Origin of the sequence: Serratia sp. Res13-Sevr-LER1-36-b (assembly GCF_015673035.1) — a bacterium.
In the GTDB taxonomy this organism is placed as follows: Bacteria; Pseudomonadota; Gammaproteobacteria; order Enterobacterales; family Enterobacteriaceae; genus Chania; species Chania fonticola_C.
Genome location: NZ_JADACK010000011.1, coordinates 188,213 through 213,237 on the forward strand (window position 1 = coordinate 188,213; position 25,025 = coordinate 213,237).

Here is a 25,025-nt window from a genome sequence, read left to right on the forward strand (position 1 = left end):
AAATTACGTCTTCTACATCAGCACCGGTTGATTCACCTTGGTTGAAGGGGCGATCGCGGTTGCTATGATTACCCTTGCTATCCCAACAGAGCAGGGCCTAACAGCTCCCTCTCCCTGTGGGAGAGGGTTGGGGTGAGGGGTCCTACTTCTTCTTGGTTGGACGCTGCCAGCCTTGAATGTGCACCTGCTTGACCCGGCTCAACACCAGCTCATTATCCGCTATATCACGGGTCACCGTGGTACCGGCAGCGATCGTCACCCCTTTGCCTACGGTGACCGGAGCCACCAGCTGAGTATCCGAACCGACAAACACGCCGTCGCCGATAATGGTTTTGTGCTTGTTGGCACCGTCGTAGTTGCAGGTGATAGTACCGGCACCGATATTCACATCATCGCCAATTTCGGCGTCGCCCAGATAGCTCAAGTGGCCAGCTTTGGAACCTTTACCCAGGCGAGCCTTCTTGATTTCCACGAAGTTGCCGACGTGGGCACCTTCTGCCAGTTCGGCACCCGGGCGCAGACGGGCAAATGGGCCAACGGTACAGGCCGCTTCCAGCTGCGCATCTTCTAGCACGCTGTAAGGGCTGATCTCGCAGTCGTCGCCAATCACGCAGTTTTTCAGCACGCAGCCGGCACCAATCTTCACGCGGTTACCCAGCTTGACCTTGCCTTCGAGAATCACGTTGGCATCGATGGAGATATCGCGGCCATGTTCCAGCTCGCCACGCAGATCGAAGCGCGCCGGATCCAGCAGCATCACGCCAGCCAGCAATAGCTTCTCTGCCTGCTCGGCCTGATACACGCGTTCAAGCTGCGACAGTTGCAGGCGGTTATTCACGCCTTCAACTTCGCTCAGGCGCGCCGGGTGTACCGCCTCAATCTTGTTACCCTCGGCATGCGCCAGGGCAATGATGTCGGTGATATAGAATTCACCCTGGGCATTATTATTGTTCAGCTTGCCCAGCCAGCGCTTCAGATCGCGGCCGTTGGCCACCAGAATGCCGGTATTGATCTCATTAATCTGGCGCTGCTCATCATTGGCATCTTTATGTTCGACAATGCCCACCACGGTGCCGTTTTCACGTACGATGCGGCCATAACCGCTCGGGTCTTGCAGCTTCACCGTCAGCAGGCCAATGCCACCCTGAGGTTTGGCTGCCAGCAGGCGCGTCAGCGTATCGACGGCGATCAGTGGCACATCGCCATACAGCATCAGCACGTCTTCATCATCGGCAAAATGCGGAGCCGCCTGCTGCATCGCATGGCCGGTTCCCAACTGCTCGGCCTGCAACACCCAGTTTAGTGCATCATTGCGCAGGGTGCTTTTCAGCAACTCGCCGCCATGGCCGTAAACCAGATGGACATTTTGGGCACCCAGCTTCATGGCAGCATCAATGACGTGCTGCACCATTGGCTTACCCGCCAGCGGATGTAACACCTTGGGAAGGTCGGAATACATGCGTGTTCCCTTGCCCGCGGCGAGGATAACCACGCTCATTGCGCTGTTAGACATAAGCAACCTGATAACTCCATTTTGATGGACGAAAGTAAACCCGTTTGATGACGGAATTACTACATATTTCTCTACACGAATCCGGCGCAGGCCGCATGGCTCCTAGCCTGCCGCCGATGGTTGCAATCCAACCGTACAACGAAAAAACTGTCGGCGATAGGCGACGCTTAATTCCACTGGAAGCGCTAATACAGCACAATGCCAGGCCGGTTGAAACGCTTATTTTAAAACAAAAAAAAAGCGACCCACAGGGGCCGCTTTCTTATTTCCACACGCTACAGGCAACGTGGGAGTTTACATCGCTTTTCTGGTGAGCTCGATAACGCGCAGTTTCGCGATCGCTTTCGCCAGTTCAGCAGATGCCTGAGCATAGTCGACATCGCCATGAGAGCTACGGATGTGCTCTTCAGCTTTACGCTTAGCTTCCAGCGCTCTCGCTTCGTCGAGGTCCGTTCCACGGATGGCAGTGTCCGCCAGCACGGTTACCACGCTCGGCTGTACCTCAAGGATACCGCCGGACAGGTAGATGAACTCTTCTTCACCGTGCTGTTTAACAATACGCACCATGCCAGGCTTGATGGCAGTCAGCAGCGGCGCATGGCCAGGGAAGATCCCCAGTTCGCCTTCGCTGCCTGTCACCTGGATCTTCTGCACCAGGCCGGAAAACATCTGTTTTTCCGCGCTGACGACATCCAGATGGTAAGTCATAGCCATATCACCCTCCTCTCAAGGCGTTACAGTTTCTTGGCTTTTTCCACTGCTTCTTCAATGGTGCCAACCATGTAGAACGCCTGCTCCGGCAGGTGGTCATAGTCGCCGTCCATAATGCCTTTGAAACCACGGATGGTATCTTTCAGCGATACGAACTTGCCCGGAGAACCGGTAAAGACTTCTGCCACGAAGAACGGCTGAGACAGGAAACGTTGGATTTTACGCGCACGGGATACAACCAGCTTGTCGTCTTCTGACAGCTCGTCCATACCCAGGATGGCGATGATATCTTTCAGTTCCTGATAGCGTTGCAGAATAGACTGCACGCCACGCGCTACGTCGTAGTGCTCCTGGCCAACTACCAGCGGATCCAGCTGACGGCTGGTGGAATCCAGCGGGTCAACGGCCGGGTAGATACCCAGAGAAGCGATGTTACGGCTCAGTACCACGGTTGCATCCAAGTGAGCAAAGGTGGTGGCTGGTGATGGGTCAGTCAAGTCATCCGCAGGAACGTAAACGGCCTGCACAGAGGTGATTGAACCGGTCTTGGTAGAGGTGATACGTTCTTGCAGAACACCCATCTCTTCCGCCAGCGTTGGCTGATAACCTACCGCCGATGGCATACGGCCCAGAAGTGCGGACACTTCGGTACCGGCCAGGGTATAACGGTAGATGTTATCGACGAACAGCAGTACGTCACGACCTTCGTCACGGAACTTCTCAGCCATGGTCAGCCCGGTCAGCGCAACGCGCAGACGGTTACCTGGTGGCTCGTTCATCTGGCCGTAAACCAGGGAAACTTTGTCCAGTACGTTGGAGTCGGTCATTTCGTGGTAGAAGTCGTTACCCTCACGAGTACGTTCACCCACGCCCGCAAACACAGAATAACCGGAGTGCTCGATCGCGATGTTACGGATCAGCTCCATCATGTTTACGGTTTTACCTACACCAGCACCACCGAACAGACCGACTTTCCCCCCCTTGGCGAACGGGCAGATCAGGTCCATTACCTTGATACCGGTTTCCAGCAGATCCTGGGAGCTGGACAACTCTTCGTAGCTTGGCGCCGGGCGGTGAATAGCCCAACGTTCTTCTTCGCCGATGTCGCCCTTCATGTCGATTGGTTCACCCAATACGTTCATGATACGGCCCAGGGTAGCTTTACCTACCGGTACTTCAATTGGGTGCTGCAGGTCGGTTACGGCCAGACCACGACGCAGACCGTCTGAGGTCCCCATTGCGATACAGCGAACCACGCCGCCACCCAGTTGTTGCTGAACTTCCAGCACCAATTTCTCGGTGCCGTTTGCAACCTCAAGAGCGTTGTACACTTTCGGTACGGCATCCTGAGGGAACTCGACGTCCACCACGGCGCCGATTACCTGGATAATCTTTCCAGTAGCCATCTTGAATCCTCTACGTAATTCGTAAACCTAGCTTAAACCGCGGAGGCTCCCGAAACGATCTCGGTGAGTTCCTGAGTGATGCTGGCCTGACGCGCCTTGTTGTATACCAACTGCAGCTCTTTGATCAGGCTACCGCCGTTATCGGTTGCGGCTTTCATCGCTACCATTCGTGCGGCCTGCTCGCTGGCCAGGTTTTCCACGACGCCCTGATAAACTTGCGATTCCACATAACGGCGCAGCAAGGTATCAAGCAGCACTTTTGGATCGGGTTCATACAGGTAATCCCAGGATTTTTTCTTCAGTTCACTGTCATCAGAAGGTGGCAATGGCAGAAGTTGCAGTAACTGCGGTTCCTGGGACATCGTATTAACAAATTTGTTGCTGACAACGTACAGCTTGTCTAAACGACCTTCGTCGTAGGCTTGCAGCATCACTTTCACTGGACCGATCAGATCCGACAGGGAAGGGTTATCCCCCATGCCGGTCACCTGGGCAACCACGTTGCCGCCCACGGAACCAAAGAAAGAGGCCGCTTTTGAGCCAATCAGCGCTAAATCAGCTTCAACGCCTTTTTCAGACCAGCCTTTCATCTCTGCCAACAGCTTCTTGAACAGGTTGATGTTCAAGCCGCCACAGAGACCACGGTCAGTAGACACTACCAGATACCCGACGCGCTTAACGTCACGCTCATCCAGGTACGGGTGCTTATATTCCAGATTCCCTAAAGCCAGGTGACCAATCACCTCGCGCATGGTCTCTGCATAAGGACGGCTGGCCGCCATGCGTTCCTGCGATTTACGCATTTTGGAGGCGGCGACCATTTCCATCGCTTTAGTGATCTTCTGCGTGTTTTGCACGCTGGCGATCTTACTACGTATCTCTTTTGCGCCGGCCATCTCTGCTTCTCCTCATTGCCAGCGGCCTGCCGTCTTGCAACGGCAGGCCGCTATGCGTTACCAGGACTGGGTTGCCTTGAAGGTATCGAGGATGCCTTTCAGCTTGCCTTCGATCTCATCGTTATAAGCACCAGTTTGGTTGATGTGGTTCAGCAGTTCGGCATGCTCGCGGTCCGCAAAAGCAACCAGAGCGGCTTCGAAACTGACGACTTTCGCCACTTCTACGTCGTTCAGGTAGCCACGCTCGGCGGCAAACAGCACCAGAGACTGTTGTGCGACGGACATCGGCGCATACTGTTTCTGTTTCAGCAGCTCGGTCACTTTCTGACCGTGGCTCAGCTGTTTACGCGTTGCATCGTCCAGATCGGAAGCGAACTGAGAGAACGCAGCCAGTTCACGATACTGTGCCAGAGCGGTACGAATACCACCGGACAGTTTTTTCATGATCTTGGTCTGTGCTGCACCACCCACACGGGATACGGAAATACCCGGGTTAACCGCCGGACGAATACCGGAGTTAAACAGGTTGGATTCCAGGAAGATCTGACCATCGGTAATCGAGATTACGTTGGTCGGAACGAACGCGGAAACGTCACCCGCCTGGGTTTCAATGATCGGCAGAGCGGTCAGTGAACCGGTTTGGCCTTTGACTTCACCTTTGGTGAAGGCTTCAACGTAGTCGGCGTTAACACGCGCAGCACGCTCCAGCAAACGGGAGTGGAGGTAGAATACGTCGCCTGGGTAAGCTTCACGACCTGGTGGACGGCGAAGCAGCAGGGAGATCTGACGGTAAGCAACGGCCTGTTTGGACAGGTCATCGTATACGATCAGCGCATCTTCACCGCGGTCACGGAAGTATTCGCCCATTGCGCAACCGGCATATGGTGCCAGGTATTGCAGTGCAGCGGATTCTGACGCGGTAGCCACAACCACGATGGTGTTGGCCAGTGCGCCGTGCTCTTCCAGCTTGCGCACCACGTTAGCGATGGTAGACGCTTTCTGGCCGATAGCCACGTAAACACATTTGATGCCGGAATCGCGCTGGTTGATGATCGCATCGATCGCCAGGGCAGTTTTACCGGTTTGACGGTCGCCGATCACCAGCTCACGCTGGCCACGACCGATTGGGATCATGGCGTCGACCGATTTGTAGCCGGTCTGTACAGGCTGATCAACAGACTGACGCTCGATAACGCCAGGTGCGATAGTTTCAACCGGGGAGAAACCGTCATGTTCAACCGGGCCTTTACCGTCGATAGGTGCGCCCAGGGTGTTGACCACACGGCCCAGCAGGCCACGGCCAACTGGAACTTCCAGAATACGGCCGGTACATTTTACCTTCATGCCTTCGGCCAGATCCGAATACGGACCCATTACCACGGCACCTACAGAGTCACGCTCCAGGTTCAATGCAATTGCATAACGGTTGCCTGGCAGTGCGATCATTTCGCCCTGCATAACCTCGGCCAAACCGTGTACGCGGATGATCCCGTCGCTGACGGAAACGATGGTACCTTCATTGTGAGCTTCGCTCACTACATTGAACTGAGCAATGCGCTGCTTGATCAGTTCGCTGATTTCGGTGGAATTCAGTTGCATGCTCCAGTCCCCTTAAGACTGCAAGACGTCTGCCAGGCGCTCGAGACGGCCACGTACGCTGCCATCGATCACCAGATCACCGGCACGGATAATGACACCGGCCAGTACAGACTTGTCAATTTTGCAATTCAGCTTAACTTTGCGTGACAGACGTTTTTCCATCGCAGCGATAATCTTGGCTTGCTGTGTGTCGTTCAGTGCGCTCGATGAGAGCACCTCGACTTCGACGGTGGATTCCAGCGCGGCGCGCAGTTCTATGAACTGTTGCAGTACCGCAGGAAGGACCAGTAAACGCCCATTTTCGGCCATTACACGGATAAAGTTCTGGCCATGTTCGTCGAGCTCATCGCCACAAACCGCAATAAACGTGTTGGACAAGGTTTCAGGTGCAACAGCACCGGAAAGCAGTTCCGCCATCTGTTCATTACGTGTGACAACAGCAGTAAACGCCAGCATTTGCTGCCAGCGTTCTACGCTTTGGTTCTCAACGGCAAAGTCAAAAGCTGCTTTGGCGTAGGGGCGAGCTACGGTGATAAATTCAGACATCAGCCCCTCCCTCCTTACAGTTCAGCGACCAGTTTATCAACGATGTCGCTGTTAGCAGCTTCATCCACGGAACGTTCGATGATCTTCTCGGCACCGGCAATTGCCAGCATCGCGACTTGCTTACGCAACTCTTCACGAGCGCGCTTACGTTCGGCTTCGATCTCAGCCTGAGCCTGCGCGACGATTTTGTTACGCTCCTGCTCGGCTTCTGCTTTCGCTTCGTCCACGATCTGAGCTTTGCGTTTGTTTGCTTGCTCAATAATCGCCTGGGCTTCCGCTTTGGCAGTTTTCAGCTGGTCGGTCGCAGTGGCCTGCGCTAAGTCCAAATCTTTTTTGCCACGTTCTGCAGAAGCGAGGCCATCAGCAATTTCTTTCTGACGCTTCTCGATGGCTGCCATAATCGGCGGCCATACATACTTCATGCAGAACCAGACAAACAGGATGAACGCGATAGCCTGGCCGAGGATTGTTGCGTTAATATTCACAGCACAATGCCTCTTTAAAAGTTAATTAATGGTTATTTGTAGAGGGTTACCCCTACTTACGCGACAGCAAACATCACGTAAAGACCCAGACCAACAGCGATCATCGGGATGGCGTCAACCAGGCCCATAACGATAAAGAACTGTGTACGCAACAGAGGGATCAGATCAGGTTGACGTGCAGCGCCTTCCAAGAATTTACCACCCAGGATGCCGATACCGATCGCAGCACCGATTGCCGCTAACCCCATCATAATAGCGGCAGCCATGTACAGCAGATCCATATTCAGGTTTTCCATGACAGTCTCCAGTTTGTTTCAGTTTAATAGTGCAAGTGTTTTAAGAAAATCAGTGCTCTTCAGACGCCATCGACAGATAGACGATCGTCAGAACCATGAAAATAAAGGCTTGAAGCGTAATGATCAGGATGTGGAAGATTGCCCAAGGCAAACTCAGCATCCACTGTGACCACCACGGCAACAGACCAGCAATCAGGATGAAGATCAACTCACCCGCATACATGTTGCCGAACAGTCGCAGACCCAGTGAAACAGGTTTGGACAGCAGGCTGACACCTTCAAGGATCAGGTTAATGGGAATAAATACCGGGTGGTTGAACGGCTGCATGGTTAACTCTTTGACGAACCCACCAATGCCTTTCATTTTAATGCTATAGAACAGGATCAGGACAAATACGGCCAACGCCATCGACAGCGTGATGTTCACGTCGGCGGTAGGCACCGCGCGCAGTGCTGGCAGACCGAGATAATTCTCAGCGATAAACGGCAGGAAGTCGACCGGGATCAGGTCCATCAGGTTCATCAGGAACACCCAGACGAATACCGTCAGCGCCAGCGGAGCAATGACCTTGCTCTTGCCGTGGTACATATCTTTAACGCTGTTATCGACAAAGCCAACGATCAGCTCAACGGCGGTTTGCAACTTTCCGGGCACGCCGCTGGTGGCGTTTTTGGCTACCTTGCGGAAAACCGCCAGAAAGACCACCCCGAGGACAATGGAGAAAAACATCGAGTCGACGTTAATCGACCAGAACCCCGTCCCGACCTGAAGCTGCGTCAGGTGGTGACCGATATACTCCTGTGGAGTCAAGACTTCTCCTGCAGACATGATGCCTCTTACCCTTATTTAGTTAAGTTCGGTAACTGTTAATCACGGCTGGTGCCACTATCTGCACAATCAACACCGCTAAATAGGTCAGGCCAAGCGGTACAAACGCCGCTTTGAACACCCCAAGCGCCACGATCAGCAAAACGATGGTGATCACGACCTTTAGCCCTTCACCAATGGCGAACGACCAGGCAACCCGTCCGGGTGCCGGCGTCTGTGCCTGATGACGCAAGGCAAACAGCATAAACATGGCATTGGGTAACCAGGCAGCCAAGCCACCTGCCAGTGCCGAACCGCTCCACTCCAGACTTTTCAGGCCGAAAGCAGCGCTGATCAAAACAAAAGTCATTAACTGCAGCAACAGCAACTTGCGTGCAACTTTTCCGCTGTACAGGGACACAGACATGACGTTTGTTCTCTCCGTACCCCTGAGGGGGTATGCCGACGTATAAAACTGCCTTTGCGGTTCTGAGTCAAGCAGCAAAAAACGTGCAAATTATACGGGCCACTCCAACGAATTCAATCGATAAGTAGCGAAAAGGTGAACAATTATTTAAATTTCCCCTTTTCGGGCTATTTTCACAAGAAAATGGCCGGAATAATCGCTCGCATTTATTTGTCTGACTATTCCACGGTTGCGGTAAGAAACGTGCAACCGATCACAATACTGACTATTAATGAGTTATAGCCCAGGTTCACGACCTAGGTCTTTAGCTTTTTGGGCGATCAAAAAATATTATAAATCAAATCATTACAACGTAACCGTTCAAAAACAATCCTTATACCCCGTAAAAACCTTTTATTGACATTCACAGGAATAATAAAGCAACACTCAATTAACACTGACAGCAAATCGGAATCTTTCGCACATTGTTGCTAACGTGACTATCACTCACTGGAATGATGCATTTTTGACACAAGAATGTTAATTGAAGGTAAATAAACGAAAGAAAGGGCCAATCTGATTAGCCTGCTTGCTATTTACCTTCTGTACCCTACACCAATCGCTGATTATTTGATGCTAAACAATTCTGATTTGGCTTTAGTGGGCTTTCAGGACGATCAAATGGCGCTCGCCATCCAGCTCCGGCACCTGCAAACGCACCACCGACTCCAGAGAAATCCCTTCTGGCAACTGGGCCAACTCGTCTTGCGGGCAAACCCCTTTCAGCGCATAAAAACGACCCTGCCCTTTGGCTGGCAGATGGTGACACCAAGCCAACATGTCTTGCAGTGAAGCAAAAGCCCGGCTGATCACACCATCAAACGGCGGCTCTGCCACAAACTCTTCCACACGGCTCTGTACCGGCTCGATATTGTTCAGCCCCAACTCATGCTGTACCTGGCGCAGGAAGCGTACGCGCTTGCCCAGGCTGTCTAACAGGGTGAAATGGGCATCGGGCCGCACTATTGCCAACGGAATGCCTGGCAAACCCGGGCCGGTGCCAACGTCAATAAAGCGTGAACCTGTCAGATGGGCATTCACCACTATGCTGTCCATGATATGACGCACCAGCATTTGCTGCGGATCGCGTACAGAAGTGAGGTTGTAAGCCTTGTTCCACTTGTCGAGCATAGCGACATAGCCCAACAATTGCTGCTTTTGTTGATCGGGAAGCGAAATTCCAGCCGCTGCAAGCAACGAATCCAATTTTTTTTGCACAACAGAGTCCTCTGACAGGCGTGGAACAGCAGGCCAATCTGCAACTGCTCTCTTAGGCAGCCTATGATAATTCAGGCTTGAGATGATGTCAGCGGCCGTTTGCTCAGGAGATAGGCAAACGGCCACTCGGTGAGTGGATTTATGCGCTGCGGCGCAATAAGCCCTGCTTTTTCAGCCAGATCAGCAAAATAGAGATCGCTGCTGGGGTGATACCGGAAATGCGCGAAGCCTGACCGATCGAATTAGGCTTGTGATCGTTCAGTTTGGCGATCACCTCGTTGGACAATCCGGAGACCTGACGATAATCGAGATCCAGCGGCAGCACGGTGTTCTCGTTGCGCTGTTGTTTGTCGATCTCATCTTGCTGGCGAGCGATGTACCCTTCGTATTTCACCTGAATTTCCACTTGCTCAGCGGCTTCGGTGTCTGCCAGTGCAGGAGCAAAAGCTGCCACCGCGGTCAGTTGGCCATAATCCATTTCTGGACGGCGCAGCAGTTCTTCGCCGTTGGCTTCACGTGACAGAGGAGCTTTCAGCAGGACGTTAACCTGCTCGACGTTCTCTGAATGCGGGTGCACCCAGATATCACGCAGACGCTGGCGTTCCTGTTCGATGTGCTCAAGCTTTTCGCAGTAGCGCTGCCAGCGCTCATCGTCAACCAGCCCCAGTTCACGGCCTTTTTCCGTCAGGCGCAGATCGGCGTTGTCTTCACGTAGCATCAGACGGTATTCGGCACGTGAGGTAAACATGCGGTACGGCTCTTTGGTGCCCAGTGTACTGAGATCGTCCACCAGCACCCCAAGGTAAGCCTGATCGCGGCGTGGTGACCAGCCTTCGTCTTCAACGGCATAACGTCCGGCGTTCAACCCAGCCAACAGGCCTTGTGCAGCAGCTTCTTCGTAACCGGTGGTGCCGTTGATCTGGCCTGCGAAGAACAGCCCTTGAATAAATTTGCTTTCCAACGTGGGCTTCAGATCACGTGGATCGAAGAAATCGTACTCGATGGCATAGCCAGGGCGAACGATACGGGCATTTTGCATCCCTTCCATCGAACGCACGATCTGCATCTGCACGTCAAACGGCAAACTGGTGGAAATCCCGTTCGGGTAGATCTCGTTGCTGGTTAACCCTTCAGGTTCCAGGAAGATCTGGTGCGCATTACGATCGGCAAAGCGCATCACCTTGTCTTCGATCGATGGGCAATAGCGTGGGCCGATCCCTTCGATGATCCCGGCATACATCGGGCTACGATCGAGGTTATTGCGGATCACGTCATGGGTTTTTTCATTGGTGTGCGTGATGTAGCACGGCACCTGTTGTGGATGCTGGCTGGCGTTGCCCAGGAAAGAAAACACTGGAATTGGCGTATCGCCATGCTGCTCAGCCAGAACGCTGAAATCTATGGTGCGTGCATCGATACGGGGAGGTGTACCCGTTTTCAGGCGATTGACACGCAGAGGCAGTTCACGCAGGCGCTGTGACAAAGAGATCGACGGAGGATCCCCAGCACGGCCACCGCTGTAGTTTTCCAGGCCGATGTGGATCTTGCCATCCAGGAAGGTGCCTACTGTCAGCACTACCGCTTTGGCACGGAATTTCAGCCCCATCTGGGTCACCGCACCCACCACTCGATCGTTCTCGACGATCAGATCCTCAACCGGTTGTTGGAAGATCATCAGGTTTGGCTGGTTCTCCAATGCGGTACGAACGGCTTGGCGATACAGGACGCGATCTGCCTGAGCTCGAGTGGCTCGCACTGCCGGGCCTTTGCTGGCGTTTAGTATCCTAAACTGGATGCCCGCATGGTCGATCGCCTTGGCCATCAGCCCGCCGAGTGCATCGATTTCTTTGACCAGATGCCCTTTCCCGATACCACCGATCGCCGGATTACAGGACATTTGTCCCAGCGTGTCGATATTGTGGGTCAGTAATAAAGTCTGACGTCCCATACGTGCCGCAGCCATGGCGGCTTCGGTTCCGGCATGGCCACCACCGATGATAATGACGTCAAATTGCTCTGGATAAAACATGGAACAGCACCTCGGAGTACTTGCGAACGATCGTTGTTTGCCCTGGGGGGAGGATTCTACTCAAGTTTAGTCGATCGACCAAGCGGTCAGGATCTTAGGTAATTAAAAGAAGATCTTTTTTATTTAAAGATCTCTTTATTAGATCTCTTATTAGGATCGCGATCCTCTGTGGATAAGTGATTATTCCACATAAAGATCAGCCGATTAAGCAGGATCGTTTGCTGTGAATGATCGGTGATCCTGGCCAGTATAAGCTGGGATCTAAATGGCATGTTATCCACAGGACAGAAAGCGTACGACGGTTGTTATTGGGATAACTACCGCTTATACCCTGCTTTTAAGCCTAGTTATACACAATCGTTCGCGCGATCTTTAACCGAATTAGAGTAAAATAATCCAATTCTTCAGCCATTCTTCGGCAGGATCCTCGGGAATTTCATGTTGGGTCACGTCGATCTCTAGACGATCGCCGATCCTTTTCGCTCCACGAGCCTGGAAAAGATCGTCGATCTGTTTGATCGCACCACAGAAGGTATCGTACTCAGAACTGCCCAAACCGACGGCACCGAACTGCACCTGCGATAAATCAGGTTGCTGCTCTGCCAGTTGTTCTAACAGCGGCTGCAAGTTATCTGGTAAATCACCGGCACCGTGAGTGGAGGAAACCACCAGCCAGCGGCCTGACAGCGTCAATTCATCCAATTCAGGGCCATGCAGCATTTCCGTTGAGAAACCTGCTTCTTCAAGTTTCTCGGCCAAATGTTCAGCCACGTATTCTGCGCTGCCAAGCGTGCTGCCACTGATCAGAGTAATGTCTGCCATGAATGAATGATCCCAACCTTAAACTCAAGAGGCCGTATTGTACTCTGTGAATCAGCTGGGATCTACCTGTGGATAATATGGGTATAACGATCGGCGTAAGCAGGATCCACCAACAACATCAACGCTTCATTAGACATAATAATGGCGGTGTTTTTTCATAATTGATTGATTTAAATAGCTAGAAAATCATTGGGTGGGGGCTGAAGCCATCTTGCCAACCTTGCCGTGGTTGTTCCTATACGAGGATAAGTTTTATTTTTCAGTTGGTGGATAAGACAGAGGGTGGGGCGAAAAGCCCTGTGCATGAGTGCAGAAGCAAGCGTTACTGGCGGTGTGATGACATGATCAGCCGCGGCTGTGGTTAACCATGTCACCAATTCCTTAAACACTGGCTCTTTCAATGAAGCCTGAGGTCATCAAATAGCAGCTTCGCTCCCCTAGGTTCTCTTGGGCTAGGGGGCAAGAGATCGTTTATAGCGTGATACGCCCCATCATAAGCAACCAGATGACGATGGCATCAAGCAGCAACAGGATGGACAGATATAAAATTTCTTTATTCTGGAACAGCGGCTGATTGTCACCCTTCTCTTTACGAGACCATATGAACACCGGTAGCCCGCAGGTAAGCAGAATGGGAACCAGCGCCACATACTGGATTTGGCTGGCATAAAGGATAAACAGGCAGAATATGACGCCAAGAATGCCGCTGACAAGGGCAAATTTACGACCCTTTTTGGCATACTGATCATACTCACGATTGAGGCAAATTTTCGCCATATACAAGGTCGTGGTGATGTATGCAGGCACCACCATCAATGCACTAATGTTGTACATCGTGTTCCAGGCGTCATTAGAAAAATAGACTAATAACATCGCGGCCTGCATTACAAAACTGCTGACCCAAAGGGAAACATTGGCAGCCTGTTTGCTATTGGTGCGCGCAAAAGCCCGTGGGAAAGCGCCTTTTTGCCCTGCAACCATGGGAATTTCAGCACAGAGCATCGTCCAGGCTAACCAGCCAGCCAGCACAGAAATAATCAGTCCCACGTTCATTAACCAACCGCCCCAGTGACCGACTACTTTCGCCAGGACGCCTGCGGTTGAAGGATTACTGACCTGAGCGAGTTCAGCCTGCGGCATTACGCCAAACGGCAATATTGACATCAGTATGTAGATGATAAGTGCCAATAAAAACCCCAGTAGCGTGGCCTTGCCGACATCTTTCTTGTTTTTGGCACGTCCAGAAAGAACGACTGCGCCTTCTACGCCAATAAATGCCCACAGTGTTACCGTCATTGGGGCAAGGATTTGCGACATCAGTGATACGGGTTTAGCGTGGTTGCCGACCCCTTCGACGATTTGTGGTGCAGTTCCCCAAAAGTTGCTAAACAGCTGAGAATAATTGATTAAGAAGCCCAGTATGACAACAAACAACACCAGTGGTACAAGTTTGGCAATGGTACCGAGGGTGTTCACAAAACCTGCAACTTTCGTCCCGGACAAGACCAGGAAGTTGTAACCCCAAATCAAAACCGAACCGCAGATAATTGAATTCAGGTTATTGCCATCGGTGAATACACCGGGGAAAAACTGGTTTAACGCGTCCATCAAGATTACGGCGAAGGCGACGTTGCCAAAGGCAGTCATCAGCCAGTATCCCCAGGCGACGTTGAAAGCAATAAATGAGCCGAAGCCTTCCTGGGCATACATATAGACACCCGCCTGTAGGTCGGGGCGCAGGTCGGACAACAGGCGGAATGAGTTCGCGATAAAGTAGATACCAATACCTGCGATAAGCCACGCGATAATGATCGGCCCTACTGCCGAGGTAGCAGCTGTGTTTTGGGGAAGGCTAAATACACCACCGCCAAGCATAGATCCTACAACAATGGCGATTAATGCAATTAGCCCGAGCTTGTGCTCGCCGTCTGTCTTTGCTGTGTCAGTAGCACTCGTTGATGATGTTGAAGATTGATTTGACATAAATAAAACCCTTGCAACGGAATAGACATCACCCCGGCCCTGGCGGATCGGAGTGATGAGATAACTAGATGATTATTGGCGACCTTTTTTAATAGTTGTAGAAACCCGGCGTTTGAAACGGAGCTGTTCCGGCCGTTTTACAGCCTTGCGTTCATCTTCAACGATGGCTCTTACCCAAAAGTCACCGTTTTCATCAACGTTGATACCCTGGATCTCATGTTCAAAACCTGGGAAGTGTTTATCAAAGTCCTGTAAAGCTCGCAGATAGCCCATAATGCCTTTGTCGCCAACTGGCAGACGTTCACCTGGCATCAAGACCGGGATACCTGGTGGGTAAGGAACCAACATGCTGGCGGCAATACGGCCAGAAAAATCATCCAGGCGGATGTGTTCCGCCTTATAGCGCAGCACTTTCTGATAGGCCGCAGCCGGAGTCATCACCGGTTCAGGGTCGGTATTAACCGCCTCATTAATGTGGTTCATCAGATCCAGCTCGCACATTTTTTCATGCATCTGCTGGCAGAGTTGTTTCAGGGTCAAGTTATCGTAATGCGGTGATTGGCCTTTCAAAGACGCAATAGCATCAACGGCAAGCGCATCGGAGTCATAGAGTTTTTTAAAGGTCAGCAGGCTTTCAATTAACGTGCCCCATTTCCCTTTGGTGATACCAACAGAGAACAGAATGAGGATCGTGTAATCGCCGGTGCGGGCAATTTCAATCCTTTTGTCATCAAGGAATTTGGTAATCAAATAGCCAGGAATACCCTGCTCTTGGTAACTACCGTCCAGGTTAATACCTGGGCAGGTAATGGTGACTTTTACCGGATCAAGCATGCTATTGGTATCAACCAGATCTTCATCGTGAAAACCGTGCCAGCTATCGCCCGCACATAATTCCCAACATTCAGGACCCTGGTTGAGTAGCTCAAGCGGAGCCTCTTCAAAGCTGTACTGTTTACCCGTTGCCTTATCATGAACCTCCGCCGGCTGTAGAACGTCAAAAAACCAGGCTGATTCGCCCTCTTGCTCACGAATCTGGCGTTTAACGGAAACGACGGCTTTACGGAACGCAATGGCTTCATCGATCGACTCCTGTACCAAGGAACGGCCGGAATCTCCTTGCATCATACTTACCGCTACATCAATTGAAGCAATGATCGGGTAAAAGGGAGATGTGGTGCCGTGCATCATGAATGAATCGTTAAAATCATCGAAATCCAGCGGAGCACGGTGGCTTTTTTTCACATGGATCATTGAGGCCATTGATAGAGAAGGCAGCATTTTATGGGTCGACTGCACGGCAAAAATGGTCGGACGATCGGGAGTATCTTCAACGTCCATTGCGAAACGGTTCTTATACATCGGATGGAAACGGGCATACGCATACCAGGCTTCGTCAAAATGAATGCGCGGTACGCTGGCTCCCAAATATTTCACCACGTCATTAACGTTGTAACAGAAACCATCATAGGTACAGTTAGTGACAACCGCATAAGTGGGCGACGTGTTTACCGCATCTGAAGTTAGCGGGCTTTTGGCGACCAACTCATCAATACTTTCTTTTTTCAGGCGTTGGGTCGGTATTGGGCCAATCAGCCCATAGGCATTACGTGTGGGCTTAAGGTAGACCGGGCGTGCCTGGGAAAGCGTTAGGCCATGATTTAGCGATTTATGGCAGTTACGGTCGACAATGGCAATTTCATCCGCTGCGACCGCCCCTTGAGCCACGATACGATTGGAGCCGGATGAGCCGGAAACGCCATAGAACGTCCAATCAGCGCCAAAAAGTTCTGCGGCGATGTCTTCTGATTTTTTGGACGGCCCAGCATGGATGAGATAATCCCCCATTTCAGCTGTAGCGACTCCGATATCGGCCCGCATCATGTTTTCGCCGAAGAAGTTGATAAATTCAGTACCGACGGGATGCTTTAAATAGGCCATGCCCCCCATGTGCCCTGGGCAGTCCCAGTAATAGTCACCGTCTTCGGTAAAGTTTTTTAACGTTTTAAAGTAAGGCGGCAGCAGGTTTTCAGCATATCGGTGAATAAGCGTATAAATACGATTGGCAGTGAAGGTTGGGGTTTCAGAAAACAAATAAATATACTCATTTATCTCTTTGAGTATAGCAAGGGGAACCCTGTCAGTGACATTGTCTTCAGATAATAATAAAAGAGGCACAGTGGCATTTCGCTTACGGAAAAATTCAATGAACTCCTGACATTCAATATCTATTTTAGGATTGCTTGAGTCCCAGTAAATCCCTACCGCACTGTATTTTTGGCTTTCATTAATAACCTTCACTGCATCGCTCATATGATCCACAATGAAGGTAGTAAATCCTCTGGCTTTAACAGCCGCGTTGAGCTCTTCAAGAGCTTGTGTCGCGGGATTATCTTGTTTTAATCCTCGAGAGGATACAAACAAAATATTGTGATTAAACTTCATGATTAATTACCTTTTTTGAATGAATAAATTAGTAGCCACCGATTAATCGGCGACAAAAAATGACGTATGAACAAAAAATTGGTTATAGCTTTATCGTACCATTCATAAAGAGAAACCCTGTAAACGCATCAAGAGCGATTAATGATAAGAAAATTTTTATTTCATTCCCTTTAAATATGTTTTTCATGCCTCCCTCATGAATACGTGCCCAAAAGAATAAAGGTAAGCCTAACGTTAATAGCATAGGCACCATGGCAAGATATTTCGGTTCGCTGGCGTAAAACATAAACAAGCAAAATAACAGCCCTATCACGCCACTGATTAGTGCACTGATACGGCCATTACGAGCATAATTATTATATTCACCATTGATACATAACTTGCATAAGTAAGCGGTGGACAGCAGATAAACTGGTAATACTGTCAAGGCTGAAATCGAGAGCATGGCTATCCAGGCGTTACTTGAAAAGTAGACCATTAAAACCACAAGCTGCATTAAAGCGCTGCTGACCCATAGCGAAACCGATGCCGCTCCTTGATGGTTTCGTCTAGCAAATTTTTCTGGGAAGGCTGAGTTTTGAGCTGCAACCATAGGAATTTCTGCACAAATCATGGTCCAGGCTAACCAACTGGTTAACACCGAGATCAGCACGCCAATATTAATCAGTCTTTCGCCCCACTCGCCGACAACAATCTTCAGGATCCCTGCGGTTGACGGTGTGGCGATCACGCTCAGTTCTTTTTGAGTCAAGACCCCGAAAGGTAGGATAGAAATCAAGATACATATGATAAGTGAAATAATAAAACCAATTAAGGTTGCCCTGCCGACATCTTTTTTGTTTTTTACTCTTCCAGACAACGCAACGGCGCCCTCAACACCAATAAAACACCATAGCGCGACATCAAGTGGCGACTTTATCTGGGAGAATACCGAGCCTAGATACTCCTTAGGAAATAAAGGATTGTTTGCCCAGATGTTACTGGTGAGTTCGTTAACGTTAAGGAAATAAACTAGAACGAATACAAATATAACTAGAGGTATTAGTTTTGCTAACGTCCCTATAATATTTACCGCACCTGCCAGTCTTGTCCCGGACAGCACCAAAAAATTGAATCCCCAGATAAGAATAGATATGCCAATAATTGAAGGGATATTGTTTCCGCCTCTAAACCCTCCCGGGATAAAATAATTCAGGGTATCCATCACCATGATACCAAAGGCGACGTTGCTGAAAATAGTCATCAGCCAATAGCCCCATACGACAATAAATGCGCAGAAGGTACCAAAACCTTCCTGAGCATACATGTAGATACCAGCCTGTAGGTCTGGACGAATATCCGAAAGAATAATAAATGTACGAGAAATGAAAAACATCCCGAAGCCGCAGATTAGCCAAGCTATAGCCACAGAACCCACTGCTGAACTGGCGGACATATTCTGTGGTAGGCCATCAACGCCACTGCCAATCATCGAACTGACTACGATAGCAACTAATGCCAATAGACCTAATTTTTGATTGCTATCTTTTGCTGCTATACCTGTAGGCATAATTTATCTTCCTATTATAAAAATAACAGTATATATTGTTATTTTTTAGCGAAAATCCTTCTGCCTTTTAAAGTAAAAACCCCGAAACTCCAACTGAGATTATTATCTGATTTTGAGGAGTGTTTGTGGAGCGTTAATTTTTGTTATACTGATAAAGTCAGTTATCGTAGATAGCTGACTTTATCTGATGGTATTATTTAACTTCGTTAAACCATTGCTTAAGTTCTTCCAGCTTGCTTTCAGGTTTTTGCTTGCAGGCTTTGATGACCTGCGGAACGAAGATGGTTTCTACTTCATTCCAGTCAACATAGTCACCTTGCTGATAAACATTATCTTTATTGACTACCCAGAATGCTACAGGGGTCATCGCCTTAGGATTCAGATCAATAAACTCTTTGCAAGTCATATCCTGTGGGGTTGTTTTATCCGTAGTTTCTGCATTGGCAATATTAATACTAGACACAATCAAAGCAGAAGCGATAAGGATGTTTTTCGTAAATTTAGTCATGGTAACTCTCTCCTAATTAATATTAAATAAGAATGAAAAATGTTTCGAAATCAAGTGAAGGATTGATTGTCTTTATGATGGTTAAAACCATAGTTAAGCATGAATAAAAACCATGACGTTAACACCATTTCAAGACCGATTAACATTACGGTTAATAGATATGATGTGTTTTCACCAGCACTCAACCAGAGGAATGCAATAGCAAAATCCAGGATCCCGATAAAAATACACCAGTAACGCCCAATCATTTCACTATTGTTAAATGCTGTAGTCAGGCGACTCAGTCCCCCCAACAAAAATAGAATGCAAATGAGCATTGAAAGAATGTTCATTCCCACCATTGGGCTTGATAAAAAGCTAATTCCTAGGAAAATATAAATAATGCAAAATAGACACAATGAAAAAAAACTCGAAGTGTTTTTTCTAAAAGCTAATGCGCTGACGAAGGAGTATACCCCTGAAATAACAAACAAGCTTCCTAAAAGATAGCTTAAAGCAATGCCAGAATAGACAGGGACGAGTAGACATAAAGTACCGCACAGTAAAAGCAGTACGGCTAAAAATAAAACATTTTTTTTATATTTACTCAATGCCCGGAGACTGAGTTTGTTAATGGTATCACTGTCAATATAAACCATGATCTCTCCCTTGCTTGCCACGCCTGCTATCAGTGCATGATCAAAGTGTAGTTCTATAAAGTGAGAGAATAATATTTTAAACGACTCATTAGGTATATAAGAGCGTATAACTACAGATGTCGTATGATTCCTACATATGTAAGACTTACATTTATAATTATTTACAGATTAGTGATATTTACGTGCATGATTAAATAATTTAACAAATGCTTCACATGCGTCAGAAACACCCTATTGATGCAAACGTGACCTTCGTAGACCCGATTTTCAATCTTTTTGATATGTTCTGTCTTTTACTCTCTGGCAAAGTGATTTTTCTCAATCAGGTTTCGGGCTGCCTTACACAGCACCACGGGCCTATCATTGAGGCTTGTGGGCTGTGAAAAATCGCTTATTAAGGCGTAATAGTTCGCATGATAGGATTCTGCAACGAGATCAGCGTCTCTGTTGACTGGATCTCGTCGATAGTCTGGATCTTGTTGATCAGTACCTGTTGCAACGCATCGATCGAGCGGCACATCACCTTGATAAACACGCTGTAGTGGCCGGTGGTGTAATAGGCTTCCACCACTTCCTCCAGGCTTTCGAGCTTTTTCAGCGCCGAAGGGTAGTCCTTGGCACTCTTCAATATGATGCCGATAAAGCAGCAGACGTCGTAGCCCAGCTGTTTTGGGTTCACATCCACCCGCGTTCCGGTGATGATCCCGGCCTGCTTCATCTTCTCCACCCGCACATGAATGGTGCCGGGGCTGACGGCAAAATTCTTCGCCAGTTCAGCGTAAGGCATGCGAGCATTCTCCATTAATGCGTTGAGGATGCCGCGATCGAGATTATCGATCTGATAAATTTCTGCCATTAAATGCCCCTTTAATTGCTGATTGTTGAATTATCACCGCTTAAAAATGACCGATTAAAAGCGAAAAGGCAATATTGATTGATGGATATTGAATTTAGGTGCCATTCTGTTGCTTAATCATTGGCAACTAGACAGATTATTCAAGAGATACGGCAATGAAAAAGCAGTTTATCCAAAAACAACAACAAATCAGCTTCGTGAAATCCTTCTTCTCCCGCCAGTTGGAACAGCAGCTTGGCCTGATTGAAGTGCAGGCTCCGATCCTCAGCCGACTGGGTGACGGTACTCAAGATAACCTTTCTGGCAGCGAAAAAGCCGTTCAGGTGAAAGTCAAAAGCCTGCCGGACTCGACGTTTGAAGTAGTGCACTCGCTGGCTAAATGGAAGCGTAAAACCCTGGGCGAGCACGATTTCAGCGCGGGTGAAGGTGTGTATACCCATATGAAAGCGCTGCGCCCGGATGAAGATCGCCTGACGCCGATCCACTCGGTGTATGTCGATCAGTGGGATTGGGAACGTGTAATGGGAGATGGCGAACGTAGCCCGGCTTACCTGCAAGATACCGTTAAGCGGATCTATGCCTCTATAAAAGAAACGGAAGCCGCGGTGAGCCGTGAATTTGGTCTGGCACCGTTCCTGCCAGAACAGATCCACTTTGTTCACAGCGAAACGCTGCTGCAACGTTACCCTGAGCTGGATGCCAAAGGCCGTGAACGTGCGATCGCCAAAGAATTGGGAGCGGTATTCCTGATTGGTATTGGTGGCAAACTCTCACATGGCAAATCCCATGACGTGCGTGCACCGGATTATGATGACTGGACCACGCCAGGTATTGAAGGGCTGAAAGGGTTGAACGGTGACATCGTGGTGTGGAACCCGGTATTGCAGGATGCGTTTGAACTTTCTTCAATGGGCATCCGTGTCGATGCGGCGGCGCTGCAACATCAGCTGGCGTTAACCGACGATCTGGATCGCCTGAAGCTGGAATGGCACCAGTCCCTGCTGCGTGGTGAAATGCCTCAGACGATTGGTGGCGGGATTGGTCAATCACGCCTGGTGATGCTGTTGCTGCAACTGTCACATATTGGGCAAGTACAGTGTGGCGTGTGGGGACCAGAAGTACGCGAGAGCGTTGAAGGGCTGCTGTAACAGCTAGCGACTCCAGCGCCGTAGTAAACGGCTTTTTAACCCGGTATCAAAGCGCCAGATATGATCGAAGATGCGCATGATGCCGGGTTTGCCATAGGCTGACATGGCCACCGCATGAAAGCGTTGCTGGTGGCTTTGCTGCTGTGACTTCACTTTCTTGATCACCTCTTCCGGCAGCCGCTGGGCAATAAAATCGGAAATAATCACCGCATCGGCGTCAAACCAGTCGCTTTCCGCCATTTTGCTGACGGTGGCATTCAGGCAGGCGGCCAAATCCGTCCCGCCACGAAAATGTTGGCCCAGAAACCGCACCGCCTGTTCGATACCGCTGGCGGCCGTCAGTTCATAGTGCACAATCTGGCTGGCAAACAGCATGATGTAGCAGCGGCGGTTGTCTGCCAGTGCGATGCGCAACAGTGCCAGGCAAAAGGCCTTGGCGCATTGTTCATTAAAGCCGCCCATTGAGCCGGAAGTATCTACGCAGACAATAAACGGCCCGCGTGGCTGCCGGTCCTGCTGCTGATGGGTGACTTGGCGCATCATGATCTGCTCCTGCCAGGCATCCCCTTGCAGGCGATAGGTCAGCAACCGTTTTTCCAGCAGCCGCCGGTAAAACTCAAACTCCAGCTCTTCAATGCCCAACGCCGCCAGTTCGGGTGGCAGTAGCCGCAGGATGTCGTCACTTTGGTGTATACCGCTGACCTCTTCCGGCTGAATGGCGGGTACCTGCACCATCACCCGGTATGGTTCCGGCTGCGCATCTTGTTGCTGCACCGCCTTGGCTTCATAGCTGCGGCCCAGTTGCTGTGCCAGCTTTTGTAGCTCTGGCTGCTGTTGCAGGAAGTCCCCGTACTCCACCAGCCGTTGGTAGTCACCACGTTGTAACTGGCCTTTGCTCATATCCCACAATCGGCCTGCGGCCGTGTCGTTCTCTGCCAGCACCGGCTCCAGTGCGCCGCTCAGCGCCAACCGTTCTTGTAGCTCGGCCATCAGTTGTTCACGCTCCTGCTCCAGTAACTTATGGTGCAGCATCGTGGCCTGCAGCGTCAGGCTAATGCGCCAGCGTTGCAGAAACAGGGTCTGGAAACTGCCATCGAGCGGGTGAGTGGTGAGATCGGCTGCGTCCACCATACTCCGTGCCTGGGTGTAAAACGGCGACGCGTATTGGCGTAGCAGATCGAGCGTATCGTTAAGGTTTTGCGAGAACTGGCCGTGGCTTTCCAACTGGCACTGCTGATAGCGGTAAAACTCTTGCGCCAGAACCGGCGGCACCACGGCTTGCTGAATGCGATCTTTCAGCTGTAACTTCCAATGAGGCAGATCGCGGTTGATCGCCCGACGTATCGCCGGGAATTTATTGAAAAACACCGCCAACTGCGGCGTGGCCAACATGCCAATGATCAGCTCTTCGATCAGCTCGCCTTCGGAGATCGACAACAGCATATCGAGCGTTTCGAGGCTCAGCATGGTTACTGGCCGCGCATTTGCTGGGACAGCTGTTTGATCTGCTCGGCCACCTGCAGCAGGCTGGCTTCAATTTTCGCCAACCCGGCGGCAGGGGTGAACAGGCAAGGTTGATGCTGGCTGAATAGCCGCCGCTGTTCCGCCTGGCGCTGGCTGAGTGTTTCAATTTCGTCCAGAAATTCTGGTGGGGTTCCGCCGCTCGGCTTACCCGGCATGGCCAGCAGGGAGGGCTGGCGGCTGACGTCTAACACGGTAAGGTGCAGTTGCTCATCGACTTCCAGATCGATCTGCTGGGCAAAACCAATGCCGTTGAGCTTGGCGCGCACGTCACCGCCTTTTTGCAGCCAGCTTTCCAGCATGCTGCTTTCGATACTCAGGTGGTTAACCTGGATGTCGTGCAGCTGTAGTGGTTTTTGCAGCAGCAGCGTCAAAGTGGTGCCAGTGAGCGGATGCTCCAGCACGTATTGTGGCTTGCGGCTGAACATGCCGCCTTTTTTCACCAGTTGGATGGCCTGGCGATGGCTCTGCTGCTGTTGATGCTGCATCCAGCGGGTGTGGATCTGCTGTAGTTGTATCAACAAGGTTTGTTGCTGGTAGGCCTGTTCGGTCAGCAACTGATCGATTTGTTGCTGTAACAACTTTAATGATGTCCGATCGTGCCACAGGCAATCCTTCAACAGCATTAAATCCAATGGCACGATGGTGTCGCGGCCGCTGAAAAAGGCACAGGCCTGCAGTAAGCGCAGGGATTTCTTCCAACGCCGGTCGGAAACATAAGGCGCCTGTTCCAAAGCGTCTAACCGTTGGCGCAGCAGGAAAATCAGTTCAAAGCAGTTTTCCGGCAGTTTGACCTTATCGATCAGCGGTTGCCATTGATGGAACTCTTCATCGCTGATGCTCAGCGCCTCGGGCACCGGGTTGTCGCTTTCATTCTGGCGGGCCACCAACAGAGAGCGGAAATTCTGCTTATCCTGCACCTTATCAAGCCACAGCCGGATCAGCATACGGTCATACAACGCTTCAAGGCTGCTATCGGCCTCGGGTAATTCATTGGAGGCGGTGACCAGCAGGCGCAGCGGAATGGGCTCTTCACTATTGCCGTTACGGAAACGGCGCTCGTTGATGGCGGTCAGCAGGGTATTGAGGATAGCCGGGCCTGCCTTCCAGATTTCATCAAGAAACACGATCTCGGCTTCGGGCAGATAACCCGCAGTCAGGCGCTGATAGCGGCCTTCATCTTTCAGTGCCTGGATCGACAGAGGGCCAAACACCTCTTCCGGAGTGGAAAAGCGCGTCATCAGGTATTCAAATGAGCGAGCGCTGCGGAAGGCAAATTTCAGCCGGCGGGCGATCAGACTCTTGGCGATCCCCGGTGGGCCGAGCAAGAACACGCTTTCCCCGCACAAGGCCGCCAGCAAGCACAGCCTGATAGCCTCTTGCCGTTCATAAAGGCCGCTCTCCAGCGCACTGCTGAGGCGGGAGATCCGTTCTGCCAGAAGTGTTGATGACGCCATAAAATAGCTCGCGTTGTCCGGAGGTTAGAGCCTGCCACCCAGGCCGACAGCCAATCTTGCTAGAGAATTCGATGATAAACCATCATTATTTTTAGCCTTATAGCTGGTTGATTAGTAAAATTTTT

General features: G+C 50.5%; 23 protein-coding genes. 2 read left to right on the plus strand and 21 right to left on the minus strand.

All coding sequences use genetic code 11. From position 1 onward, the window contains the following. Window positions 1-142: 142 nt before the first annotated feature. Window positions 143-1,513, minus strand: a complete 1,371-nt coding sequence (glmU, locus tag IMQ33_RS07815) for a bifunctional UDP-N-acetylglucosamine diphosphorylase/glucosamine-1-phosphate N-acetyltransferase GlmU (RefSeq protein WP_196062658.1) — start codon at window positions 1,511-1,513, stop codon at window positions 143-145. A 47-nt stretch (window positions 1,514-1,560) separates the two neighbouring features. Here glmU and IMQ33_RS07820 point away from each other — a divergent pair, with 47 nt between their 5' ends. Continuing rightward, the gene (locus tag IMQ33_RS07820; protein ID WP_196062659.1) at window positions 1,561-1,827 is read left to right on the plus strand and encodes a hypothetical protein; all 267 of its coding nucleotides are present in this window, start codon (window positions 1,561-1,563) and stop codon (window positions 1,825-1,827) included. On the opposite strand, the gene IMQ33_RS07825 is transcribed toward IMQ33_RS07820, so the two are convergent. The 18 genes from IMQ33_RS07825 to asnC form a co-directional block, all read right to left on the minus strand. Further along, a complete protein-coding gene (locus IMQ33_RS07825; RefSeq protein WP_004933814.1) occupies window positions 1,808-2,227 on the minus strand; it encodes a F0F1 ATP synthase subunit epsilon in 420 nt (139 codons plus the stop codon). The genes IMQ33_RS07820 and IMQ33_RS07825 overlap by 20 nt on opposite strands. Window positions 2,228-2,247: 20 nt before the next feature. Beyond that, a complete protein-coding gene (atpD, locus tag IMQ33_RS07830) occupies window positions 2,248-3,630 on the minus strand; it encodes a F0F1 ATP synthase subunit beta (RefSeq protein ID WP_024484688.1) in 1,383 nt (460 codons plus the stop codon). A 32-nt stretch (window positions 3,631-3,662) separates the two neighbouring features. Further along, window positions 3,663-4,526 carry a F0F1 ATP synthase subunit gamma gene (gene atpG / locus IMQ33_RS07835; RefSeq protein ID WP_021181426.1) on the minus strand — a complete coding sequence of 288 codons (864 nt, stop codon included), beginning with the start codon at window positions 4,524-4,526 and terminating at the stop codon, window positions 3,663-3,665. Window positions 4,527-4,583: 57 nt separating this feature from the next. Next, window positions 4,584-6,125, minus strand: coding sequence for a F0F1 ATP synthase subunit alpha (atpA, locus tag IMQ33_RS07840; RefSeq protein WP_065683403.1), 1,542 nt, complete (start codon window positions 6,123-6,125; stop codon window positions 4,584-4,586). A gap of 12 nt (window positions 6,126-6,137) precedes the next feature. Continuing rightward, complete coding sequence (gene atpH / locus IMQ33_RS07845) at window positions 6,138-6,671, minus strand: F0F1 ATP synthase subunit delta (protein WP_024527380.1); 534 nt, start codon at window positions 6,669-6,671, stop codon at window positions 6,138-6,140. A gap of 14 nt (window positions 6,672-6,685) precedes the next feature. Beyond that, a complete protein-coding gene (atpF, locus tag IMQ33_RS07850) occupies window positions 6,686-7,156 on the minus strand; it encodes a F0F1 ATP synthase subunit B (protein ID WP_024484686.1) in 471 nt (156 codons plus the stop codon). A 56-nt stretch (window positions 7,157-7,212) separates the two neighbouring features. Next, entirely contained in the window at window positions 7,213-7,452 is a 240-nt protein-coding gene (gene atpE / locus IMQ33_RS07855; RefSeq protein ID WP_004393045.1) for a F0F1 ATP synthase subunit C, read from the minus strand. 49 nt (window positions 7,453-7,501) lie between these two features. Next, window positions 7,502-8,281 (minus strand): F0F1 ATP synthase subunit A, encoded by a 780-nt coding sequence (atpB, locus tag IMQ33_RS07860; protein WP_065683402.1) that lies wholly within the window; start codon window positions 8,279-8,281, stop codon window positions 7,502-7,504. Window positions 8,282-8,303: 22 nt separating this feature from the next. Beyond that, entirely contained in the window at window positions 8,304-8,687 is a 384-nt protein-coding gene (gene atpI, locus IMQ33_RS07865) for a F0F1 ATP synthase subunit I (RefSeq protein WP_024484684.1), read from the minus strand. A gap of 636 nt (window positions 8,688-9,323) precedes the next feature. Continuing rightward, window positions 9,324-9,944 (minus strand): 16S rRNA (guanine(527)-N(7))-methyltransferase RsmG, encoded by a 621-nt coding sequence (rsmG, locus tag IMQ33_RS07870; RefSeq protein WP_098929363.1) that lies wholly within the window; start codon window positions 9,942-9,944, stop codon window positions 9,324-9,326. Between the two features lie 139 nt (window positions 9,945-10,083). Beyond that, window positions 10,084-11,973: a tRNA uridine-5-carboxymethylaminomethyl(34) synthesis enzyme MnmG gene (gene mnmG / locus IMQ33_RS07875; RefSeq protein ID WP_021181433.1), complete on the minus strand. Its 1,890-nt coding sequence runs from the start codon at window positions 11,971-11,973 to the stop codon at window positions 10,084-10,086. A 381-nt stretch (window positions 11,974-12,354) separates the two neighbouring features. Then, window positions 12,355-12,795, minus strand: coding sequence for an FMN-binding protein MioC (gene mioC, locus IMQ33_RS07880; protein WP_024484681.1), 441 nt, complete (start codon window positions 12,793-12,795; stop codon window positions 12,355-12,357). A gap of 471 nt (window positions 12,796-13,266) precedes the next feature. Further along, the gene (locus tag IMQ33_RS07885; RefSeq protein WP_074423314.1) at window positions 13,267-14,778 is read right to left on the minus strand and encodes a basic amino acid/polyamine antiporter; all 1,512 of its coding nucleotides are present in this window, start codon (window positions 14,776-14,778) and stop codon (window positions 13,267-13,269) included. Window positions 14,779-14,850: 72 nt separating this feature from the next. Beyond that, window positions 14,851-17,223, minus strand: coding sequence for an Orn/Lys/Arg decarboxylase N-terminal domain-containing protein (locus IMQ33_RS07890; protein ID WP_196062660.1), 2,373 nt, complete (start codon window positions 17,221-17,223; stop codon window positions 14,851-14,853). A gap of 82 nt (window positions 17,224-17,305) precedes the next feature. Continuing rightward, the gene (locus IMQ33_RS07895) at window positions 17,306-18,772 is read right to left on the minus strand and encodes a basic amino acid/polyamine antiporter (protein ID WP_196062661.1); all 1,467 of its coding nucleotides are present in this window, start codon (window positions 18,770-18,772) and stop codon (window positions 17,306-17,308) included. Between the two features lie 193 nt (window positions 18,773-18,965). After that, complete coding sequence (gene hdeB, locus IMQ33_RS07900) at window positions 18,966-19,280, minus strand: acid-activated periplasmic chaperone HdeB (protein ID WP_065683397.1); 315 nt, start codon at window positions 19,278-19,280, stop codon at window positions 18,966-18,968. Between the two features lie 50 nt (window positions 19,281-19,330). Next, entirely contained in the window at window positions 19,331-19,918 is a 588-nt protein-coding gene (locus tag IMQ33_RS07905) for a DUF308 domain-containing protein (protein ID WP_065683396.1), read from the minus strand. Between the two features lie 394 nt (window positions 19,919-20,312). Further along, entirely contained in the window at window positions 20,313-20,774 is a 462-nt protein-coding gene (gene asnC, locus IMQ33_RS07910) for a transcriptional regulator AsnC (protein ID WP_021181440.1), read from the minus strand. 155 nt (window positions 20,775-20,929) lie between these two features. On the opposite strand from asnC, the gene asnA reads away from it, so the two are divergent. Further along, on the plus strand, window positions 20,930-21,922 hold the full coding sequence (gene asnA / locus IMQ33_RS07915; protein WP_024527384.1) for an aspartate--ammonia ligase: 993 nt from the start codon (window positions 20,930-20,932) through the stop codon (window positions 21,920-21,922). Window positions 21,923-21,925: 3 nt separating this feature from the next. Here asnA and viaA read toward each other — a convergent pair whose 3' ends face one another. Further along, window positions 21,926-23,389 (minus strand): ATPase RavA stimulator ViaA, encoded by a 1,464-nt coding sequence (viaA, locus tag IMQ33_RS07920; RefSeq protein WP_065683394.1) that lies wholly within the window; start codon window positions 23,387-23,389, stop codon window positions 21,926-21,928. A 2-nt stretch (window positions 23,390-23,391) separates the two neighbouring features. After that, the gene (gene ravA, locus IMQ33_RS07925; protein ID WP_098929365.1) at window positions 23,392-24,900 is read right to left on the minus strand and encodes an ATPase RavA; all 1,509 of its coding nucleotides are present in this window, start codon (window positions 24,898-24,900) and stop codon (window positions 23,392-23,394) included. Window positions 24,901-25,025: the final 125 nt, after the last annotated feature.

Excerpts from the sequence above, each read along its gene's own strand:
- glmU (WP_196062658.1), bottom strand. The coding sequence starts at position 1,513 with ATGTCTAACAGCGCAATGAGCGTGGTTATCCTCGCCGCGGGCAAGGGA.
- IMQ33_RS07820 (WP_196062659.1), top strand. The coding sequence starts at position 1,561 with ATGACGGAATTACTACATATTTCTCTACACGAATCCGGCGCAGGCCGC.
- IMQ33_RS07825 (WP_004933814.1), bottom strand. The coding sequence starts at position 2,227 with ATGGCTATGACTTACCATCTGGATGTCGTCAGCGCGGAAAAACAGATG.
- atpD (WP_024484688.1), bottom strand. The coding sequence starts at position 3,630 with ATGGCTACTGGAAAGATTATCCAGGTAATCGGCGCCGTGGTGGACGTC.
- atpG (WP_021181426.1), bottom strand. The coding sequence starts at position 4,526 with ATGGCCGGCGCAAAAGAGATACGTAGTAAGATCGCCAGCGTGCAAAAC.
- atpA (WP_065683403.1), bottom strand. The coding sequence starts at position 6,125 with ATGCAACTGAATTCCACCGAAATCAGCGAACTGATCAAGCAGCGCATT.
- atpH (WP_024527380.1), bottom strand. The coding sequence starts at position 6,671 with ATGTCTGAATTTATCACCGTAGCTCGCCCCTACGCCAAAGCAGCTTTT.
- atpE (WP_004393045.1), bottom strand. The coding sequence starts at position 7,452 with ATGGAAAACCTGAATATGGATCTGCTGTACATGGCTGCCGCTATTATG.
- atpB (WP_065683402.1), bottom strand. The coding sequence starts at position 8,281 with ATGTCTGCAGGAGAAGTCTTGACTCCACAGGAGTATATCGGTCACCAC.
- atpI (WP_024484684.1), bottom strand. The coding sequence starts at position 8,687 with ATGTCTGTGTCCCTGTACAGCGGAAAAGTTGCACGCAAGTTGCTGTTG.
- mnmG (WP_021181433.1), bottom strand. The coding sequence starts at position 11,973 with ATGTTTTATCCAGAGCAATTTGACGTCATTATCATCGGTGGTGGCCAT.
- mioC (WP_024484681.1), bottom strand. The coding sequence starts at position 12,795 with ATGGCAGACATTACTCTGATCAGTGGCAGCACGCTTGGCAGCGCAGAA.
- IMQ33_RS07885 (WP_074423314.1), bottom strand. The coding sequence starts at position 14,778 with ATGTCAAATCAATCTTCAACATCATCAACGAGTGCTACTGACACAGCA.
- IMQ33_RS07890 (WP_196062660.1), bottom strand. The coding sequence starts at position 17,223 with ATGAAGTTTAATCACAATATTTTGTTTGTATCCTCTCGAGGATTAAAA.
- IMQ33_RS07895 (WP_196062661.1), bottom strand. The coding sequence starts at position 18,772 with ATGCCTACAGGTATAGCAGCAAAAGATAGCAATCAAAAATTAGGTCTA.
- hdeB (WP_065683397.1), bottom strand. The coding sequence starts at position 19,280 with ATGACTAAATTTACGAAAAACATCCTTATCGCTTCTGCTTTGATTGTG.
- IMQ33_RS07905 (WP_065683396.1), bottom strand. The coding sequence starts at position 19,918 with ATGGTTTATATTGACAGTGATACCATTAACAAACTCAGTCTCCGGGCA.
- asnC (WP_021181440.1), bottom strand. The coding sequence starts at position 20,774 with ATGGCAGAAATTTATCAGATCGATAATCTCGATCGCGGCATCCTCAAC.
- asnA (WP_024527384.1), top strand. The coding sequence starts at position 20,930 with ATGAAAAAGCAGTTTATCCAAAAACAACAACAAATCAGCTTCGTGAAA.
- viaA (WP_065683394.1), bottom strand. The coding sequence starts at position 23,389 with ATGCTGAGCCTCGAAACGCTCGATATGCTGTTGTCGATCTCCGAAGGC.
- ravA (WP_098929365.1), bottom strand. The coding sequence starts at position 24,900 with ATGGCGTCATCAACACTTCTGGCAGAACGGATCTCCCGCCTCAGCAGT.